At 41.2% G+C, this 19634-nt stretch carries 16 protein-coding genes and 4 tRNA genes; 7 read left to right on the top strand and 13 right to left on the bottom strand.

Annotated features, from left to right (window positions below; all coding sequences use genetic code 11):
• Positions 1–152: 152 nt before the first annotated feature.
• The 12 genes from OCW38_RS18600 to OCW38_RS18545 form a co-directional block, all read right to left on the bottom strand.
• A complete protein-coding gene (locus tag OCW38_RS18600) occupies positions 153–647 on the bottom strand; it encodes a hypothetical protein (protein ID WP_010430006.1) in 495 nt (164 codons plus the stop codon).
• On the bottom strand, positions 638–1363 hold the full coding sequence (locus OCW38_RS18595; RefSeq protein ID WP_016768095.1) for a winged helix-turn-helix domain-containing protein: 726 nt from the start codon (positions 1361–1363) through the stop codon (positions 638–640). The genes OCW38_RS18600 and OCW38_RS18595 overlap by 10 nt, the downstream gene beginning before the upstream one ends.
• Positions 1364–1522: 159 nt before the next feature.
• Positions 1523–2491 carry a DUF2860 family protein gene (locus OCW38_RS18590; RefSeq protein WP_010430002.1) on the bottom strand — a complete coding sequence of 323 codons (969 nt, stop codon included), beginning with the start codon at positions 2489–2491 and terminating at the stop codon, positions 1523–1525.
• A gap of 611 nt (positions 2492–3102) precedes the next feature.
• Entirely contained in the window at positions 3103–3798 is a 696-nt protein-coding gene (locus OCW38_RS18585; RefSeq protein ID WP_010430000.1) for a helix-turn-helix transcriptional regulator, read from the bottom strand.
• 94 nt (positions 3799–3892) lie between these two features.
• Complete coding sequence (locus OCW38_RS18580; protein WP_010429997.1) at positions 3893–4774, bottom strand: hypothetical protein; 882 nt, start codon at positions 4772–4774, stop codon at positions 3893–3895.
• The gene (locus tag OCW38_RS18575) at positions 4764–7148 is read right to left on the bottom strand and encodes a fimbria/pilus outer membrane usher protein (RefSeq protein ID WP_010429994.1); all 2385 of its coding nucleotides are present in this window, start codon (positions 7146–7148) and stop codon (positions 4764–4766) included. Before OCW38_RS18575 ends, OCW38_RS18580 begins: the two co-directional genes overlap by 11 nt.
• Positions 7149–7239: 91 nt before the next feature.
• The gene (locus OCW38_RS18570) at positions 7240–7926 is read right to left on the bottom strand and encodes a fimbrial biogenesis chaperone (protein WP_010429992.1); all 687 of its coding nucleotides are present in this window, start codon (positions 7924–7926) and stop codon (positions 7240–7242) included.
• Between the two features lie 2 nt (positions 7927–7928).
• Positions 7929–8654, bottom strand: coding sequence for a fimbrial biogenesis chaperone (locus OCW38_RS18565; protein ID WP_010429989.1), 726 nt, complete (start codon positions 8652–8654; stop codon positions 7929–7931).
• 90 nt (positions 8655–8744) lie between these two features.
• On the bottom strand, positions 8745–9242 hold the full coding sequence (locus tag OCW38_RS18560) for a hypothetical protein (RefSeq protein WP_010429987.1): 498 nt from the start codon (positions 9240–9242) through the stop codon (positions 8745–8747).
• 77 nt (positions 9243–9319) lie between these two features.
• The gene (locus OCW38_RS18555) at positions 9320–9829 is read right to left on the bottom strand and encodes a hypothetical protein (RefSeq protein WP_261896461.1); all 510 of its coding nucleotides are present in this window, start codon (positions 9827–9829) and stop codon (positions 9320–9322) included.
• A gap of 820 nt (positions 9830–10649) precedes the next feature.
• Positions 10650–11654, bottom strand: coding sequence for a low-specificity L-threonine aldolase (ltaE, locus tag OCW38_RS18550; RefSeq protein WP_016768093.1), 1005 nt, complete (start codon positions 11652–11654; stop codon positions 10650–10652).
• 17 nt (positions 11655–11671) lie between these two features.
• Complete coding sequence (locus OCW38_RS18545; RefSeq protein WP_016768092.1) at positions 11672–12187, bottom strand: NUDIX hydrolase; 516 nt, start codon at positions 12185–12187, stop codon at positions 11672–11674.
• Between the two features lie 288 nt (positions 12188–12475).
• Between OCW38_RS18545 and OCW38_RS18540 the strand changes: the two genes are divergently transcribed.
• From OCW38_RS18540 to OCW38_RS18510, 7 genes are all read left to right on the top strand, one after another.
• A complete protein-coding gene (locus OCW38_RS18540) occupies positions 12476–14131 on the top strand; it encodes an ATPase RavA domain-containing protein (RefSeq protein ID WP_010429979.1) in 1656 nt (551 codons plus the stop codon).
• Positions 14132–14143: 12 nt separating this feature from the next.
• Entirely contained in the window at positions 14144–15589 is a 1446-nt protein-coding gene (viaA, locus tag OCW38_RS18535; RefSeq protein WP_010429977.1) for an ATPase RavA stimulator ViaA, read from the top strand.
• A gap of 197 nt (positions 15590–15786) precedes the next feature.
• Positions 15787–15860, top strand: a tRNA-Cys gene (locus tag OCW38_RS18530).
• A 50-nt stretch (positions 15861–15910) separates the two neighbouring features.
• Positions 15911–15986 (top strand) — tRNA-Gly (locus OCW38_RS18525).
• A gap of 79 nt (positions 15987–16065) precedes the next feature.
• Positions 16066–16152, top strand: a tRNA-Leu gene (locus tag OCW38_RS18520).
• A 61-nt stretch (positions 16153–16213) separates the two neighbouring features.
• Positions 16214–16287 (top strand) — tRNA-Cys (locus tag OCW38_RS18515).
• 317 nt (positions 16288–16604) lie between these two features.
• Positions 16605–18494 carry a methyl-accepting chemotaxis protein gene (locus OCW38_RS18510; RefSeq protein ID WP_010429970.1) on the top strand — a complete coding sequence of 630 codons (1890 nt, stop codon included), beginning with the start codon at positions 16605–16607 and terminating at the stop codon, positions 18492–18494.
• 83 nt (positions 18495–18577) lie between these two features.
• On the opposite strand, the gene OCW38_RS18505 is transcribed toward OCW38_RS18510, so the two are convergent.
• On the bottom strand, positions 18578–19366 hold the full coding sequence (locus OCW38_RS18505; protein ID WP_010429969.1) for a lipase family protein: 789 nt from the start codon (positions 19364–19366) through the stop codon (positions 18578–18580).
• Between the last annotated feature and the right edge of the window lie 268 nt (positions 19367–19634).

Below are 19634 nucleotides of genomic sequence, written 5' to 3'. Positions count from 1 at the left end.
GCTGCACATTGTAAGGGTTCGATAGGGCGTGTAAAGCCATATCTATATAGTGATGATAAAGATATGAACTTATCGCCACCTCACAATGATTTCAGTCGATGCTAGCTTCACTCGGGTTGATATGCATGGGTAAGTCTTCATTTTTCCAACAACTATTGATGACGCTTGAGAATTACGCCCATCTTCTCGCCGAATGCGAGGGTTAAATACATGAATATTTCATCGTCATCGACCGCCCATGACTCACCTGAAACTAAGCTGCCCGTCTGCGGTAACTCACGGTTTAAGTAAATTTCAAGCGCTTCCTTATTGGTGTAATTCAGTTCAGTTAATGAGAAGGTGACTTTTGAGTCGACTCGTCTTTGCACTTGTATGTTGCTGGTAACGCTGGTTTGAAAAGGCGTAGTAACATCGGATTTGGGTTCGAATGTGGTAATTAAGCGAGCACTTTCTGATTCAGGGCTATCGATGATCAGTTGTGTGTTGATAAGCAGAGAGCGTTCGCCATAATTAACGACCGAGTGTCCGCTCCAAAAGCCAGTAAATGGTTTCGTTGGTGTGTAGCTGAGTTGGAATAAGAGAAAACCAACGACCACACAAACGGTCCAGATTACGAGAACTTTATGATGTTTGGATTTTAATCGCATAAGGTAACTTGCTCTTGATAAGTGCAATGAACGGTTACTTCATCGTCTTTTAAATATATAGCCTCAACCTGGCGGTTTTCATCTATTACTATTGTAGGCGTTTGGGATAGGGTATCGATGTGCTGGTTTTCTGCTTCGATTATAGAAACTCGTTCTAGATATCGTATTGGTGGGGTAAGCAAAGAAGCTAACCGGTAGCCAATCGCAATCGCTAGTAAACAACCAATCACGACAAGGGCTCCAAAACGTTGTAAACGGATTTCGTCTTGCTGTACGATTTTATGCGACTCTAAAGGCTTGGATTCTTCTGCTTGAACTTCCAATGGTAAGTGGTTGGCAACGGGAGCTATGAATGCTGCTTCCACTGAGCAAGTCTCAGTGTTGTTTTTGACTAATTTCGGTTCGATAGCCAACAAATACCCTGTCTTGGGGATCGTACGAATCAATGAACGTTTATCATCACCCAGAGCAGTTCTTAATCGTTTGACCAATTGGTTGATCGTTACGTCTGTGGCATACGTGTTTTCGTAAAGTTCCTTAACTATGTTTTCTCTAGATAGTACATCAGGAACTCGTTTGATCAACGCATTCAACAAAGCCGATTCTTTTGCTCTTAATTGAGTCAGAACTTGGTTTTTGGATAAAACTCCTGAGGTTGATGAGTACAAGTATTCACCAATAAGGTACACAGGTGGCTCTAAAGTGAGTTTGGTCATAAATTAATAATAAGTGGGCAAATTGCGGAATAGAAACTTATTTAATTATGGCACTTTAGTCGTCATATCGTCATCAAATTTATAGGTTTTAGTACCAGTCAGTATTTCGCTAAGGCGATCGTGATACTAACTGATAAGTGAACCAACTTGTGAAACCGATCAGAAGGCGTAGTTTAAAGAAGCTGACACTAACCATTCTCGATGTGTAAAGAAGTCTATGTTTGAGTGGTTCTTTCGAGTTCCGGTAAACGTCGCGATGCTCCAATTTTCCCAACTTCCAAGATCTTTGTACTCATAAGCGATGAATAATCTATAACTATTGTCGGTTCTGCTTTGATCGAATATTGGATTATCTGCACGGTAATCGCTGTGAGCGTAGTTACCTGTGATAGCTACAGCATACGATGAAGATACAAAGAAGTACGATGCTTCAATACCATATCTGTTGTGTTGATTTGCTTTGCCATAAGCATCATGGAACGTGTAGCTTAAACCGTAATTGATGCCCGATTGACGGCTTAACATCGAAAGGTACTGAGCTTTAATGAAGTACGCCTGGCTATCTCGCTCTAGAAGCTGACTAGGGACATTGTCTTCCTCTACGTCTGCGTAGGCGTATGCCATATCTAGCGAAATATTCGTTTGTGAAAGGTTACTTAATTTCATGCGTACAGCACCGCCATCAACATCGGTTTTCGTGCGGCTTTCGTCGATTTCATATGGGTTAGTCCATACTTCGCCTGGAATTACGGTTGGCAAGTAGGCCACATCAACGGTTGTGCCCGAGTCTAATTGTTTTTGGTAACCAAACTCGAATGCCAGCGTACCGACCGATAAATCATCACGAGATGTACCCACATATAAACGGTGAGTTCGATCTGCACCGAAATCAAAATTCAAATTTCCCAGAGGAGTAAAAATGGCCTTGTCACCATAGTCGCCGCGGTTTGATTTTTTACCTAAATTTGGGTTGCCCTCGGTGTAGAGATTTGAATCTGAGTGTGTGTAGAGAGTAGCGAAGAGTATTTCGCCGCTGAGTTGATCCCACTCTACCGCATGTACAGTCGCTGTTACCGAGGCTGTAAGTATAGCTGTCAGGGCAATTAAAGACATTTTTGTCGCGTTCATAACAATCTCAATATTAGGCTTACCTTCAACTTTCCTTGTCGTATGGTTAGAAATCCGTTCTATTAAATCAATTCAAAAACATGCGATTCGACCTGAGGTGATTGGATTGCTGGTATCGACATCACATTAGAGAGTTCGACGTATTGGCTTGAACTCATGAATGAGAGGTGAATTATTCATGGAACCGGAAAATAAGGCTAATGACAAAAAATGACTTTATGGTTTTTAATTAAGTTATTGATATTTAATAATTATTATTAAATGTCACTTTTGTAGGGTCGGTGGGATTACACATATTTAGAGAGGATTTAGTTGTTTTTAGATGTTTGGTTTCAAAAAATCGTTACAATCGACTCTAGAATTAATTCTTAGTAGGGAGGTGAGGTAAAGATGAATTCATGTCTGTTGTGACGCTTAAGTAACAGCAACATCTTTAAATTTTGTCCAACTTTGACTTAGTCGAACCTTCATTACGTCAACGTATGAATTTGTGAGTTAGCGGTTTTTAATCCTTTCTAGCAAACTTTCTGAGGAATGCTTGTTTAAGGTAAAATAGTGAAGCGTCTGATGAATTGGAAGATTAAGGCTTCAATTGATTTTTATATCTATAGTCATGCCTTGAATTTTACATCTGGTTGTATAATAGATTCTAAACTATTGATAAAATTTGCTTTTTTTATTGCTTCTTTTCGATTAGTAACATTGATTTTCTTATATATGTTGTATACATGTGTTTTTACCGTGCTTTCTGAAATAAACAGGTCGCTTGATATTTCTAAATTTGAATCACCTCTAATGACTCGTTTAAATATTTGAATTTCTCTTTTTGTTAGGCTGGACAGTATTACCTCCGACTTGACAGTATACGAGCGTGCATTGGACAAAATATGTGACATCAGCTTTCTCGGTAACCATAAATCATCGTCACATACTGTTTTCAAACAACGTGTAAGGTGATCGATAGGCGCATCTTGATAGATTACCCCTTTTAAATTAAATAAATTGAATAATTGCATTACGGTAATGCTTTGTCCTGTGATATCTTCAGGAACGTCATAGACCACCCACTTACTGGACTCTAGGTTTGATAGAGTGACGTTGATATCTTTTATATCGGTCAACAATAAATAGCTAATGATAACGACATCAAATTCTTTATGATTAAGTGAACGTTCAATATCTAAAATACATTCCCTATTAAAGGAGAAATCACTGTATTTTTCTATTTCTCGTTGGATAAACTGGTTGTTAATACCGTTGTCACCAATTAGGAGTATGTGTTTTAAATTATTCTTATGGTCATACATAACTTACTCCGCAACTAACAATTGATTTTTAATTTTATGATGTTGGATTTTATATAATTGGGTGCAATGTCTCATTTTTTATATAATTACATATTTACGGTTGTTGTGAAAGGCGAGGTTCAATAGAAATTTGTAATGTGTCGTCATATTGCCCTCCTGGTTTATTCTCTGTTTCTCCAATGACAAAACTCAAAGGAATAGGCTGACCAATTGTCGAAGCAAGACGTTGGATTCGTGCATCCAACTGATCAAGGTTTACTCTGTCATTATCTAGGGAGAGTTGATATGGGATGTCCCATTTAGTGTCATTTGATTCATGGCGTAACTTTCCTTGATAAGCTGATTCCAAAACAATGGTATAGCCTGTATTACTTTGAACCCACAAGTTAGGTGCAGAACGAATCACTTTATTTGAATATAATGTACCGAGATCAAGGTCATAGTGTTGTTGGGTTAGCCCATAAAAGTGAATTTTTGCAGCGGGTGGGACGTTAACTGAAACAGGCAGTGAGCTTGGGCTGATTTCTATTTGTTTGTTGTCTGAAGTATAAGAAGGCGAGACCTCTAAAAGTCCTCGATAGGTTCCTGACTCTAACCATTGTTTGCTTGGAAAGCGCATTTGTATCGTTGCGGATTGTTGACTGTCGGTTAATGACAGATGCCACTGATTAGCCACAGGCATGCCAACGAACCCACTCCATTCAAAGTTGAGCCTGTCTTGGTTTGACCCTTTTAACGACCGACTTGTATCGCTAAGTTGTAAAATCAGGCTCAACTCACAGGGTTCGCCGATTATGTTTGCATCTATACGGTAAGTATTTATTGTCGCAAAATTCCCTGCGCTGAAAACGTCATACTGTGATTGTGAGGAGACGGGTTGAATAGCCAATGCACTAGCTTCACACGCAAATGCAGAAGAAACATGGCTTATGGCGATGAGGCTTAATGCTCCACAAAGAAGTTGTTTATTCCACATACACATCTCCTAGTCTTATCAAGTTGTCACTGCGTTCACTGAGGGTGATGATGACTGATTCCTGTCCTTTGGTGTCGAGTACCAATTGATATTTACCTGGCTTTAATCCAGAGATTGCAAAAATTCCGTTACGATTAGTAAAGAAATCAATCGGTAATTGTTTTGCTTCACCAAGGTAATGTGCTACGCCTGCGACAAGTGAAATAGGGTTGTTACTTTGACGATCGAATAGCTTGCCAATAACGGTTAAGACAGCATCGGAGCCTATCTGTAGTTGGTAGCCCTGTTTATAACCAGGCTTAACCCAGAACGCACCATCACCTAAGTCATACCCAGGCGGTAAGTTATCGACTTCGTAACCGATCACTTGGCCATTATAAGCAACAAGATCAGGGACCATAGCATTGCCATCTCCTCTAAGATAGACACGTGCGTACTCAGCATCTTTTGTCGGGTCGATAGCCAGATCATTCTCTTTAAGGCTTTTATGTTTGCTAACAATCGCAAATGCTTCACGAACTGGTCTGCCGATCGTCACAGATGAACCTGCAAAAGCAAGTGCGCTGCTGATCGTCACGTCTGTACTATGGTTTCGTGTTTCACCACTAATATCTTCAAGCCGTGAAGCGTGAGTCGCATTCAATTCATAACGGTTGGCCGTATAGTTAATACCGGCATCCATATCTGCATCTGTTTCTTCGTTAGTTACAATACTTGCAAAGCCTGATATACCGCCGGTGTTACCAATATTATTTTGATAACTGTAATCTAATGCTGCTTCGTTGAGCTCTGTTGTGTAACGACCGACTACGCGAGTTTGTCGGCTAAGAGGCCAACTTATTGTGACTGTGGTACTAATGTCATCGTCTTCGGTTGCGTTATGTTGATAGCTCAAGCGTGCACTCCATGTAGCGGGAGTATCAAATAGCCCTGCTGATAGGCTCGGACTGATCAACCAATAATCGTTCTCTTCATCGACTCCTGTTCGGTAGTTGAGGGTCATAGCCGCGCGTAAAGACTGGCCTAGATAAATGGAGCCGAATGCTGAGGCAAAATGGGTGGTTAAGTTTATATCGACATTGGAAGCATCAAATCCTGTCACACCCGTAAAGTTATTGGTTAGATATTCGTAACTTACACTTAGTTGTGGGGTCAGCGTATTTGCACTGGAAAACTCTGCATCGAAAGCAAATTTATAAGCATCGCCAGTTCCAAATGTAGGGTGTTCGCTACGTGAAGCATTGAATTCAGTGACACCCCATGTAGAAGCAACTAAAGCGGTGGCACCATATTGGTATAGATCTTCACGGGATTGGAAATTAGTGCCTAAAGTTAACCAAGGGTTAATACCCACATCGATATAACCATGCAAAATGCGTTCGTCGGTTAGATACTCGATTTGCCCATTCTGTAATTCAGATGGTGCTCCATACATAATGCTATATTCGAACTCGCCGCTATTGAGCAAGTCGTTACCTGTCGCAATCGAAAACTCGATGCGTTCTTCATTACCCGAACGATCGGTGATGACCAGCACAATATCATTACTACCTTGCGCAAGAGGGATATCACTAAGGTTATAGCTACCGGCCCCTAGGGTTAACCGTTGAACTGCGATCCCATCAATATAGACATCGACATTAGATGCTCTTTGTAGTGTGAATGATTGATTAGCTCTTGGACGCGCGTTTCTAGTTGGAATAAGGGTGAAATCTCGAGTTAAGCCAATACCAAGAATGTCGGTGCTATCTTGAAAAGATTGACCGCTGTTGTACATATCGCCTAGTACCAGTCGTGTACCTTGTTCGGCAAAATCAATGTTTAGGCGAGAGCCTTCTCTTATGTATCTCGATTCTTGCGATGAGCCGTTTTCTAAATAGGATTCATACTCAAAATTTAGAAAGCCAATGTTAAGAGCGGAGTCGAATTGGCTACGATAAAGATCCTGTCTTGAGGAGTTTTGATCGATATATTGACTCTCGTTCGCGGAGAGGGCCAAGTTAATGTACCCACTGAACATACTTGGCTCTGCATAATTATAAAAATCATTCGCGCCATTCATCGACAGTTGCTGTGTTAAGCTAAATTCAGGCGGTACCGTCACGATACATTCTAATGACGAAAAGTCGAAACTAAGACCTAACCCTACGAGTTCAAATTGATGTTGAGACAACATCTCGTTATCTGTCGTGTTACTCAGTTTATTGATACCTTCTTGAGTCACCACTGAAGAAAGGAGAGTGAGAGTGCTTTCTTTAGGCAGCAATATCTCATTGTTAGCGGTAATGATAATATCCGCTTCACCCAATATAGTGTCACTTATTCTTAGTAACGAGGTGAGTTGAATGTCTCGCCCTGTCGGATTCAATACCATTTTTTGACTCCAAACGTTAGGAATGAAGGCGGCAAAATAAAAAAGTATCAATACCAAGATATACAAAAAATGCCATGTCTTGTGATAGGTTCTAGTTTTCATACCCATGGTAAGTGCCCACTGGTAAGTGATTTAAAGAAGAAGGCAAAGTTATAGTTGAGCGCGGTGGGACAAATTGTTCACCTAAAGCTTCGTGTACTTTTTGGTTTTGAGATTCAAGCCCTGTAAAATTAAGTAACGATGTGTAGGTAAACCGCGTCCCTGTATTGGTCAATGTGAGTTGCCCTTTTTCACCTATGTGCAATTTCACGTCTGGCTCAAGCGAAGAAGAGTGAATATGCAATAGCGCATTGTAATGAACTTGTAAGTTGATACCCGTAGCTAAACCTGTCGGCATATCAAATTTGGCGTTGTTCTGGCTAATATTCGCGGTACTAAAGCGAATGAAGTAACTCTGAGACGTTTTGAGTAATCTATTGCCCAACCATTGTATACGGAATACTTGACGCTCCCCAGGTGCTAGCATTGCAGCCGGAGGAAACACAAACATTTCTTCATTCGACAGTTCCGATGTTTCAAATGTGCCATCGGATAAAAAATTCAAACGGCGAACGTTGGCTTCAAGAGGGAGAGTCTGTGTCGAATTATTAGTCACAACCAGCTGTGATGTTGCTCTATGATCAGTGTTGAGCTCAATGACGGTTGGAAATAGTGTTATGCCAAACGTCTGTGCACATAAAAAGCAATAAACGAGCCCTCCGAAAATACAACGTCTCATCACTACTGATCCTGTTCTATTTCAATCGATAGGGTCTTAAAGTCATAATTTTTAAGTGGCATCATTTCAAAAAAACGCGTGGAATACGGAAGCACTAAAGTTCCTGGAATGCGCTTGGCGATTTCTACGCCTTTCAAATACGTTGAGTGTGTACCGTCTGATACTTTCCATGTTGTATTCGTTAATCGACCATAACTATTACCACTGTTAAGCACTTCTAGAACCCATTTGTTGTTCTTGTCATTTTGCTCGATACTTTTTATCTCTAACTGAGAAGTCGTGTTTTGTGGTCGTACGTTGATCAGCGTATTAAACTGAAGCAAGAGACTTACTTGTCCTTGGTTGCTACTCGCTCTCTCTACCTTCACCTGTTTAACAGCGATACGATACGCTTTTGATTCTGTGATGGAAGGATCACCTAAATATCGCACCATAATTGATTGCGATCGTCCAGGCTCAATAATCGCGGTCACCGGAATTACTAATAGCTCGTCATCTGCAGGCGTCGTAGTTTCTTTCCCGTATTCGTTCATCGTCATAAATACTGGAGACAATTCCACTGTTAGTGGTTCGGTAGATGAATTATCCACTCTCATTGTCATTTGAGCCCTTTTACCAAGCGGTGTCATTTCCATAGACATCGGCTCTACCTTGAACGCATGGGCAGATAAACACGTAAATGACAATAAAAGAAGAACAATCCATTTCTGCATGATCCATTTATACATATCGAGGAGCTCCAAACTAAACTTATGTCGGTAAGGTTTAAGATTCAGATTAAGTCGGAGGCCAACTAGTGGCCTCCGACTTACTGACCTCTAATTTGAGGTAATATTTACGGTTAATGTATCTGAGTAGCCACCTGCCCATGGCGAGGTTTCTGTCGTAACAATATCAATGGTCGCGGCAACACCAGTAGCTAATGCACCAGAACCACCATAAGAGTTACTCACTGAAACATCATTTTGACCTGGGCCCCCAGGAGCATTAAGTGTGAAAGGAGCTAGGCCCGAAGGGCTAAATGTTGCATCGTAGGTAAGAGCGTAGTCTTCGCTATCGTCTGACTCTAGACCACCTTCAGCACTTGTTAGTGTCACAGTTGCACCATCGACGTCATTACACTTCATGTTCAGACCGCCAACAGAAATGTTTTGAATTTGAGACACGTTACCAAAGTCCATGAGTTGTGTTGAAAGGCCGGTAACTTCACATACAGGTGAAACAAAACCAACTAACTGGACGTCACCAGGAGCGGCTTGAACTTGAGCACCAAAAATAGCAGTGGCTGTTGCTGCGTAGATTGTTAGCTTTTTCATTAGAAATTCCTTTATCTTAAATGATTGGCTCAAATACTGCTGAGCATTTGTTATTCTGCAGATACATTGCAGAGGTCTTACTTTGTCACGCTATGAATCGAGGGATAAACTTCGATTTCAATCACGTCTTTATAATAACCTGCGAAGTGCAAGCTATTTTCAAGTGCAACCCTAAGGCTCCCTTGTTGAGAGAAAGGAATTACACCAGAACTGTCTATCATTACAGGTGATAAGAGTTGACTGCTGTGTCGACTTTCGTTAAGACGAAGCTCATCTATTTGTAATGACAAATTATAAGTTTCAATAATATCAACGCCTTGTTGTTGATATTTTAGGCCACCGTATTTGGAGTTAATCGTTATACCCAATGGGCGGTTACAATACACATTAAAAGGTAACGATTGAACATCGAGATGTTCGGTAAATTTCATAACGTTGCCAGAGAAAAAATTTATTTCGCATCGATCTTTGATCTTGTCGTTAATTCCTAACGTTAAAGTATTGGCGCTGACATTAAATGAAAGTGACAACCCCAAAATTAACGTGGAGAGAGTGAGGCTATGAAGAAACCAACATACTTTGTACATAAGCTCACCTCTCCCTAATCGAATGTAACGTGTTGCTTGGTTAACAAAACTATAAGAGCTACAAAAAATGGCGAAGTAGTAAAAAAAGTTGATTATTATTCAGAAGTATGAGATTTCGTATGATTTTGAGTTGGAAGAGTGATACAAAAATTTAGATAACAATTTCATATTCAATTAGATACATAGAATTTACCTAAGTACCAGTTTGATTGAGAATTTTTATTGAATTGATAAAATTTAAACTATGGTCTACGCGTTTGTTTAAAGTCTTAGATTATGGTGACTTTACCTAAATAACTCTATTAACGTGATGGTCCTAAAAAATAAATACAACGTCTAAAATGTTTGTAGATAAATCCAATGGAGCGAAGTGAAATAGCAATGAAGGATGATGAATTATTAGAAATTGAAAATTATTTTCTATTTAAATTAACACCTTAAAATACATCTTATAAATGCAATATGTTAACCGCTAATTACCGTACGAATGACAATTAAATATAGCGAAGTTGTTCTGAATGCATATTTTGGTTTTTTTCATCACCAGCCTAACTCTATTTAACGCACGGGATATCGCTTGAATTTGGGAGGAAAGGTCACCCTGCTATGTTTGGATGATTTATTAAAGATATTTATATAGGACAAAACGAGATTTAGTTTTGTTGGCGTTAATGTGGTGTTTTTTAAGACATTGAGGCTGGTGTAAAGGTGTTATTTTCCTTATAGGAACGGTTGATGACTCTTTTTAAGACGAAAAAAGGCTCCCCTTTGAAGAGAAGCTTCATCATTAATAGTTTATCGATGACAAATTAACCTAAAGTTAAAGTACATTTTCCAATTTTTGTAAGAAAGTCACGATATCTTCTGCGCTAATATCTCTATGGGTGACAAAGCGAACAGGGTTGCCTGGCGACATTGTAATGCCTTGTTCACTCAGCTCACTTGCGATGCGGTTAATATCAACAGACTCATCTAATTTAGCAAACACGATGTTGGTTTGAATGAAGTCAGGATTGACAGAGAAGCCTTCTAGCTTGCTTAGACCAATCGCTAGATTTTTTGCGTTCTCGTGATCGACTTTTAGTTGAGCAACATTTTCTGTTAGTGCCATTTTGCCTGCAGCGGCAAGAATACCGGCTTGACGCATACCCCCACCAACCATCTTACGCAGACGACGTGCTTTAGCGATGTACTCTTTGTTGCCCAATAGCAGTGAGCCGATCGGAGCGCCTAAACCTTTTGATAAACAAATCGTCATCGAGTCGAAGTGCTGTGCGATTTCTTTCACGTGGACATTTAAAGCGGCTGCCGCGTTGTATACACGAGCGCCATCCAAGTGCATTTGTAAACCATATTGGTTTACGAACTCACGAGCGTTAGCTAAATATGACATTGGCAGCACTTTACCATTGATCGTATTTTCTAGGCTCAGAAGTTTAGTGCGCGCAAAATGACTGTCGTCTGGCTTAATCGCAGAAGCAAGCTTTTTAAAATCTAATGTGCCGTCCGGGTTGTTCTCTATTGGTTGAGGTTGAATAGAGCCTAATACTGCAGCGCCGCCAGCTTCGTATTTGTAGTTGTGAGCTTGTTGGCCACACAGATACTCGTCACCACGCTCACAGTGCGCCATTAAACCGAGAAGGTTGGCTTGAGTACCCGAAGAAGTGAACATTGCAGCTTCAAAGCCTGTTTCAGTTGCGGCCCATTGCTCTAGTTCATTTACGGTAGGGTCATCTCCGTAGACATCGTCACCTACATCTGCGTTTGCCATTGCATCACGCATAGCTTGTGAAGGTTTGGTTACGGTATCAGAACGAAAGTCCATGTTTCTCTCCTAGAGTTTTATAAATAGCCACATAGTTGTGCTTTGCTCAAACAAGCGATGGTTTTGGTATCGGTAATTTGATCGCAGCGAATTTTATCGTGCAGTTCTTTTAAGCTAAGTTCGATGACCTCTATTACTTCATCTTCATCACACTCAAAGCGAGTCGTATGATTGAGGTCTTTTGCGACGAATAGGTGTTGTATCTCATCACAGAACCCTGCAAGTGGGGTAACTTGCCCTAAGCTTTGGAATGATTTGGCACTGTAGCCTGTTTCTTCTTCGAGCTCGCGTTGTGCACATTCAAGTGGTGTCTCATTAACTTCCATCGTTCCAGCTGGTAGTTCTAATAGCCATTTTTTGAGTGAAGGACGAAACTGGTTAATGAGGATAATCTTTCCAGACGACGTAATAGGTAGAATAACAGCCGCGCCAGGGTGGTGTATTGTTGTATGCTTTACCACGACGTTCGTAGGGAGCGTCACGTTCTCTTCTACTAGAGAAATACTTTTCCATTGATGGATAACTTTACTCATGCAGTCTTGCCACATTCCTTGTCAATTTATCGCGTTACTGAAGACGTGCACCACCTTAACGTCTATGGTGTCGAAAATAAAAGAAAATTTAGGCTCAGTTACCGATTTAGTTTCACACCGTTCGTGAGGTTACTCTCATATTTGGAATTTATGATTGCGCCAAAATTACGACCGTAACCATCTGATATAAATGCAACTCAATAATAAAATACACTTGTAACAAAGTGCTAACAAATGTATAAAAACATATCTACACTCTCAATTGTTCAAAGATTTTCGGAGTAACGCATGAACCCTTCTATTTCTTCACATGCTGACAAGGCGCTACTCTCTGAAAGAATCAATAAATTAGCGCAAGCTCTGTCTGACGGTGTCTATGAAAGAGAAGACACGATTAAGCTTTGTTTACTGGCTGCTTTAGCGGGTGAAAGTGTGTTTTTACTCGGTCCTCCGGGTATCGCAAAAAGCCTTATCGCTAAGCGTCTCATACAGGCTTTTGACAACAGCAGCTACTTCGAATATCTGATGACGCGTTTCTCTACTCCAGAGGAAGTGTTTGGCCCGCTAAGTATCCAAGAATTAAAAGACAACGGACGTTACGTAAGACTGACTGAGGGTTACTTGCCAACCGCGCAAGTCGTATTTCTTGATGAGATCTGGAAAGCTGGTCCTGCCATCCTAAATACGTTACTTACAGTAGTTAATGAGAAAACATTCAAAAACGGCAGTGACATTGAACGTGTGCCGATGCGTTTATTAGTCTCGGCATCCAACGAACTTCCAGATGAAGATAGTGGCTTAGAAGCGCTGTATGACCGGATGCTAGTCCGTGTGTTTGTAAACCGTATTCAAAACAAGCAAAATTTCAAATCAATGCTGACGACTGGTACATCTCAAGAAGCCGTGATTCCAAAAGGTTTAGCGATTACCGACATTGAATACCACCAATGGCAGAAAGAACTCGATAAGTTGGAATTGACAGATAATTCCTTCAACAAGCTGTTTGAACTAAAAACCATGCTTGAGGAGACAGTTAAGAAACAAGGCTCCTCTTCAGAATCAGATCTGTATGTGTCAGACAGACGCTGGAAGAAAGCCGTCAAACTGTTGAAAGCGAGTGCGTTCTTCAGTGGCAGAGATAGCGTGAATCCATTAGATATCATGCTCCTGCAAGATTGCTTATGGCATAGCCCAGAGTCGCGTGATGTGGTTCGTAGTGTTGTAAAAGATTTCGCACTTAACCGAGCATTTGACCAACAAGAGTCGAAAGCTCAAATCGAAATGTCTCGTGAAGAGCTAGAAGAAATTCAAGATGATGTTGAATCGACGTTGTCGGTTTCGTTATCGATGGAATCAACCAGTGGCTTGTTACGTAAAGACGTGTATCAACATGATATTAAGAACGCGAAGATGTACAGCGTAGGTAGTGCTTACAATTTAGTGAAACTGGTCTTACTGCAAAGCAACATGTCGGTATCTGAATCAGAGAAAGGTGACAGCCGCTGGGTATACGTGGCGAAAGATGATTTTGACCGTGTTCTTAAAGAAGGGCACGGTGATATTTACGGCTACGTCAACGAAAACAAAAATCTATGTCGTCTAAAGTTGGATCTTGATGCCTCTAATCAGCTCGTTATCAAAGATATTGCGAACCGCTCTGTGTTGGTTAGCGTTGTAACGACTGATGGGTTAGATCAAGAATTGTATAACAAATGGTTAAGTGGCGCTGAGAGAGCACTAGAACAGTTGACTGAAGCTGAGTTCAAGTTAAAGAGAGTCCGCACCGAGTTCCACGACGCATTACCTCATAACTACATTGATCCAGAGCTACCAAAAGCGATGGAATCAAGCTTACAAGCAGTAACTCAAGACCTTGAAACGACAAAAGTGAAGAGCAGTAAGATCGCTCAACGCATCAAGTTCATGAGTCAGTACTTCGAGTAAGGGGAGACAAGTATGTTAGGAGCAGATGGCTTAAACCTTGCTTTGATGGTTGCTGATTCGGGCATCATTGATACGGCGATGAATGATCTCATCGCTCGTTCTCAAGTTATGATGGCTGCTGAGAACAAAGGCGTCAAAACATCGGTAAAAAACCATTTAGTTAAATGGCGCGGAAAAGTGAAAAAACGCGTGACCAAAGTGTGTGAGACCGACCGCTTCCAAGAGGAAATAGCACTTTATCAAGAAGTGATTTATTGGAATGAAGGCCAGTTTTTTGATGACATAGACGGAGTCATCAAAAAGTTGGAGTGGCACTCTGCGTTCTATCTACAAGCACGACGTTTAATGGAAAACAACAAAGGCGTTTATAACGCTATGTTTCCACATTACTTTTGTGATCAATGGTATCAGTCGTTATCTGAAGCCATTAAGCAAGCTCAAGTAACCGAACTTGAAACAAGCAAAGAAAAAGTCTTAGCGGATCTTTATCAGCGCATGGAAACCATGAAGAACATGGACAAAGTGACTGAGTCAGGTGATGAAGGCAGCGTAGGGCGCTTGTGGGATATGGCTTCAGCTAAGTTGAGTAAAACTGACCTAACCGTAATGAAGCGTCATGCAGAGTTCTTAAATAAACATAAAGGCCTGCAAGAAATAGCTGAAAAACTCGGCCGTATGGCGGGTGAGGAAGACGATCCTTCGCTACACAAAGCCCCTGTAGAAGAGCTACAGATGGTTGAAGAGAAAAGCGATGAAGCGGTAGATGATATTGTCGGGATTCACGAGAGTGATGACTTGAACAAGATGCTACCAAACGAAACTATGTTCTTAGCTTATCCTGAGCTCGAAGTTATCTTTTATAAACATCTGGCGGACAAGCGCTTACTGAGTTATCGATCTCAAGGTAAATCTCGTACTTTACGCAAAGTGAAAGCGCAAAAGCCAGATAGTAAGAATATCGATATTGAAAAAGGACCGTTCATCGTTTGTGTGGATGCTTCAGGTTCAATGAGTGGATTTCCAGAGCAATCTGCCAAAGCAATGGCTTATGCCCTGATGCAAATCGCTCTCGCGGAAGAGCGAGACTGTTACGTGATTCTGTTTTCTTCTGAGCAGATTACCTATGAGTTAACAAAACAAGATGGTTTACGTGAAGCGAGTGACTTCTTAAGCTACTCATTCCACGGTGGTACTGATCTAGAACCTGTTTTGATGAAGTCAATTGATTTGATGACCGGAGATAAATACAAGAACGCAGATTTGATTGTGCTTTCTGATTTTATTGCACCAAAACAATCTGACGAAATGATTGCTCAAGTCGAAAAATTGAAAGAGCACAAAAACCGTTTCCACGCGGTAAGCCTATCTAAGTACGGCAACCCACAACTTATGACCATGTTTGACCATTGTTGGGCTTACCACCCAAGCCTTGTTGGCCGTTTTATGAAAAAGTGGTAGCGTTCGATCACTCCAATTAAATCCCTTTTGCTGTGTGTTTTTTGACTCAAGAGATCGAACATGCAGCAATTTGATTTAAATGTCAGCAAACGGAATTTAAATTCACTTTTTTGTTTGACTATCTTCCCTCAATCCGTAAAGTAAGCACCCGAACACAGGGGTAGCTTATTTAACTCCCTAAAGTGTTGATGTAAGAAGGCGCCTTGGCAGAGTGGCTATGCAGCGGATTGCAAATCCGTGGACCTCGGTTCGACTCCGGGAGGCGCCTCCATTCTCTTCTTCTTTTTGTTTAGACAAAGGGATGAGCAGAAGAATGACAATGCGATACTAGCTCAGTTGGTAGAGCGCAACCTTGCCAAGGTTGAGGTCATCGGTTCGAACCCGATGTATCGCTCCAAATTTTGTAATGTTGATTCATTTGACATTAAGATGGTGTTTTACTTTTCAGTAATCGGCATCGCAATAAAGAATTGCGTGCCCTGGTGGTGGAATTGGTAGACACAAGGGATTTAAAATCCCTCGGCGTTCGCGCTGTGCCGGTTCAAGTCCGGCCCGGGGCACCATCTATTTGATTGCTACTTTTGGTAGAAATCACAGAGTAGTTCTCTTAAAACACTCATTGAAGGCGCCTTGGCAGAGTGGCTATGCAGCGGATTGCAAATCCGTGGACCTCGGTTCGACTCCGGGAGGCGCCTCCAATCTTCAGAAAAAACCAGTCCTAGTGGCTGGTTTTTTCGTTTCAGATATACCACCGAACAACCTGCCTTCTAGCCCACTTATTTAACAACTCAATCATTATTCATGTCACCTGTTTCGCACTTGTGCCATTATTTACCATTGCTCTGCGTTACTTTGAGTTTGTCGGCTGAGTAATATGTAAATAAACAGAAGTCACAAATTATTACTGTACTCAATTTGTTTCATTTATATGAGTGTTAACTCTCTTTAATTCATATATATAGGTGAGAGCATAGAACTTTATATTTCTTTAATTGTTCTATAAGAGGTTCTTAATATGCAATTTAGTCTAAAGAGAAAAATGGTTTTCTCTGTAGTTTTAGCGATTGCTGTTACATCTGCCATCCTTCTTTTTATGGGTTATAAGACTTTTCAAAGTAACAGTTGGCAATCAATAGAGAGTGAGAGTCGAAACACACTCCAAGCGCATGCAAAGGGCATCAGCGATTGGTTTTATGATAAGAAACAAGCAGTACACGGACTAAAACAACAAGTTCAACTTAACCCGTCATTAGATATAGTGCCACACTTACGTCAAACCCTTGTGTCTGGTGGGTTTGGGTTGAGTTACTACGGTAACAAACAAGGTGAGATGTTTCGCCACGATCCTTCATTAAATAAAGCGGGCTATGACCCTAGAGCTCGAGGTTGGTACAAACAAACTTTAGCAGAAAATCGCGCGGTCACTACTAAGCCATATGTAAGCGTCACTATGCAAACCTTAGTGGTGACCTTAACTGATCCTGTGACCGAAAATGGTTCGATTATTGGTGTGGTGGCGTCAAATCTCGCATTAGACAAGCTTATTGACGATGTCTTGGCCATTCAGGTTCCAGGTAATGGGCGAGCGATCCTAATAGATAAGCAAGGTACGGTCGTTGCCCATAAGAATAAAGATTTCATCCTTAAGCAAGTCAAAGAGATAGCACCAGAATTAAGTGTTGCTGGATTAAATAGTGCCGCACAAAACTTAACGACAATTTTTACAAAAGTTGATGGTTATGAGCGCGTCATCATGGCTGAGCCTATTAAAGGCACCGACTGGCTTCTTGTGATTGAAATGGACAAAGACGTATTAGAACAACCGTTGTTCGATATGCTGATCAGTCAGGTAACGACAGGATTGATCGTATTGATCGTTATGGCTGCGGCAACGTCGTGGTTTGTCGCTCGTCAATTGGTGGAATTAGGACGAGTGAGCGAAGCTTTAGCTGATATTGCTGAAGGGGAAGGAGATTTAACACAACGCCTCCAAGTATCGAGTCAAGATGAAGTCGGGCAACTTGCCGATAAGTTCAATGTGTTTGTCGATAGGCTACATGAGATGATGAAAAATGTTACCCAAGTTTCAACTGCCATGAATAACGGTGCAGAACATGCGAACACAAGCGCATTGAAACGTAGCGATAGCGTAAGCCGACAACAAGACGAGATCACTATGGTAGCAACAGCTGTAACCGAAATGGCGACAGCAACCTCTGAAATCGCGTCTAATGCAGACAATACAGCAAAAAGTGCAAGTCATTCTGTTGAGTTAAGCGAACAAGGCTTCCAACAAATGGCGAAGAGTCAATCATCAATCAATGAGCTGTCTATTGAGTTAACCAGCGCAGTCTCTATCATTAGTGAGCTTGAAGAACACGGTCAACAAATCGCGTCAATCTTAGCGACAATACGTGAGATCGCAGAGCAAACTAATTTGCTTGCACTCAATGCGGCAATTGAAGCAGCGAGGGCCGGAGAGCAAGGTCGTGGTTTTGCGGTGGTTGCTGACGAAGTACGAGTATTGTCACAACGTACTCATGCTTCAACGGAAGAGATTGAAGACAAGATCAAGCGTTTACAACAAGCGACTAGCGGTGCTGTTAAAGTAATGACACAAAGTCACGATATGGCAAAAACTAGCGTACACGATGTGGATATGGCCGGAGAAAGCTTGGCTCAAATACGCGAAGCGATTCAGATGATCAGCGACATGGCGACTCAAATTGCCTCAGCCGCAGAAGAGCAATCTTTAGTGACCGCGGAAATCAACGCCAATACTGAGTCGGTGCGTGAAGTAAGTGACGTGATGGCGCTTGATGCGTCAGATGCAGTCTCGCAAGCCGACCAACTCAGTCACTTAGCTAACGATCTCAAACAGGAACTCTCTAGATTTAAATTATAAGTCCAGTTACAACCATACAGAGCACAAGTCGTTACAAGCTTGTGCTCTTTTTTAAGCAGCTAGCGTCAACTTGATTTGCTGTCTCAGTGTTTATCGAAGAAATCTTTATTACGGATATACTTACTCATAAGGTGATAAGAGAAAGGCCGAATCAACCAACTAAAGATAGAGCGACCAAGGCGAATGAGTGTTGGGGTGTTTTCATAGATTCTACCGTTGTAGAGCCAAAGCACTTTTCCTGTATGCCAATACATTAAAGGTAATGGCGGCATGAAGGTTACAATGTCTATGTCACAACAGATGCGGTAAGTTTTCTTGCTTAAACGGTAGTTCTTTTTAAAGCTCCAATCACCAATTGCAGGCTGGCCAAACGTGACGACTCGTTTGATGCAACCGGGATACTTTTGGTCTAGGTAGTCAGCAAATACACAACCAATAGCGCCGCCAGATGAGTGGCCGGTGATGGAAATTTTTTTTCCTTCTTTTAACAAAGGTATGAGCGTGGCTTCTAAACGTTCTATAACGGTTTGCCCTAGCTTATCTTCGTTACGACTTGGTTGGCTTTCTTGAAACATGAGATGATAGAAACCAGCATGAACACGATAGTTCAGTCCAATCCTTCTACAGCTTCTGGTCCATAATGCGAAGGTGAGTAGCCAGTCAGAAATACTGTGTGATCCCTTGATAACCACGACTACCTCATCTTTGTTGCTGCTCCATAAAACTCGAATCATGGTTTTACCAAACTGATTCTTTATGATGCGTTGTCCATTAGGGTCAAACCCGTAACGAGTTTGTTTAAAAACTCTAGGGTAAGCGAGGTTACATAGGACGGCATAACGCTCATATTGGTATCGTTTTAGTGGTTTCACATTTTCACTTCGTAATAAGAGTTACTTAAAACTCTAGAGGTTGAATGTGAAACGTGCATGAAAACGACGTTGTCTTTCTTACGCTACAGATAACCAGTGGGAAGAACTGACTTCAAACGATAATGTCCAGTCTATAAATTGAATTCCCCACCTGTGGTGATGCCATTGAAACTTAAGAACTATGTATAATAACCATACAAGCTGCAGTAATTTAAGCCTGTAAAGTTCGATATTTAATCACTTGAATTAAAAGATAAAATTTATTGTT

It is taken from the genome of Vibrio cyclitrophicus, from assembly GCF_024347435.1.
Classification (GTDB): domain Bacteria; phylum Pseudomonadota; class Gammaproteobacteria; order Enterobacterales; family Vibrionaceae; genus Vibrio; species Vibrio cyclitrophicus.
The sequence above is the reverse complement of the archived record's forward strand: the minus strand, read 5'-3'. Positions and strand labels throughout refer to the sequence as shown.

Bases quoted from the DNA above. Each gene is read 5' to 3' on its own strand.
- OCW38_RS18565 (WP_010429989.1), bottom strand. From the start codon at position 8,654: ATGTATAAATGGATCATGCAGAAATGGATTGTTCTTCTTTTATTGTCA.
- OCW38_RS18595 (WP_016768095.1), bottom strand. From the start codon at position 1,363: ATGACCAAACTCACTTTAGAGCCACCTGTGTACCTTATTGGTGAATAC.
- viaA (WP_010429977.1), top strand. From the start codon at position 14,144: ATGTTAGGAGCAGATGGCTTAAACCTTGCTTTGATGGTTGCTGATTCG.
- OCW38_RS18545 (WP_016768092.1), bottom strand. From the start codon at position 12,187: ATGAGTAAAGTTATCCATCAATGGAAAAGTATTTCTCTAGTAGAAGAG.
- OCW38_RS18555 (WP_261896461.1), bottom strand. From the start codon at position 9,829: ATGTACAAAGTATGTTGGTTTCTTCATAGCCTCACTCTCTCCACGTTA.
- OCW38_RS18540 (WP_010429979.1), top strand. From the start codon at position 12,476: ATGAACCCTTCTATTTCTTCACATGCTGACAAGGCGCTACTCTCTGAA.
- OCW38_RS18575 (WP_010429994.1), bottom strand. From the start codon at position 7,148: ATGGTATTGAATCCGACAGGGCGAGACATTCAACTCACCTCGTTACTA.
- ltaE (WP_016768093.1), bottom strand. From the start codon at position 11,654: ATGGACTTTCGTTCTGATACCGTAACCAAACCTTCACAAGCTATGCGT.
- OCW38_RS18580 (WP_010429997.1), bottom strand. From the start codon at position 4,774: ATGTGGAATAAACAACTTCTTTGTGGAGCATTAAGCCTCATCGCCATA.
- OCW38_RS18600 (WP_010430006.1), bottom strand. From the start codon at position 647: ATGCGATTAAAATCCAAACATCATAAAGTTCTCGTAATCTGGACCGTT.
- OCW38_RS18585 (WP_010430000.1), bottom strand. From the start codon at position 3,798: ATGTATGACCATAAGAATAATTTAAAACACATACTCCTAATTGGTGAC.
- OCW38_RS18560 (WP_010429987.1), bottom strand. From the start codon at position 9,242: ATGAAAAAGCTAACAATCTACGCAGCAACAGCCACTGCTATTTTTGGT.
- OCW38_RS18570 (WP_010429992.1), bottom strand. From the start codon at position 7,926: ATGAGACGTTGTATTTTCGGAGGGCTCGTTTATTGCTTTTTATGTGCA.
- OCW38_RS18590 (WP_010430002.1), bottom strand. From the start codon at position 2,491: ATGAACGCGACAAAAATGTCTTTAATTGCCCTGACAGCTATACTTACA.
- OCW38_RS18510 (WP_010429970.1), top strand. From the start codon at position 16,605: ATGCAATTTAGTCTAAAGAGAAAAATGGTTTTCTCTGTAGTTTTAGCG.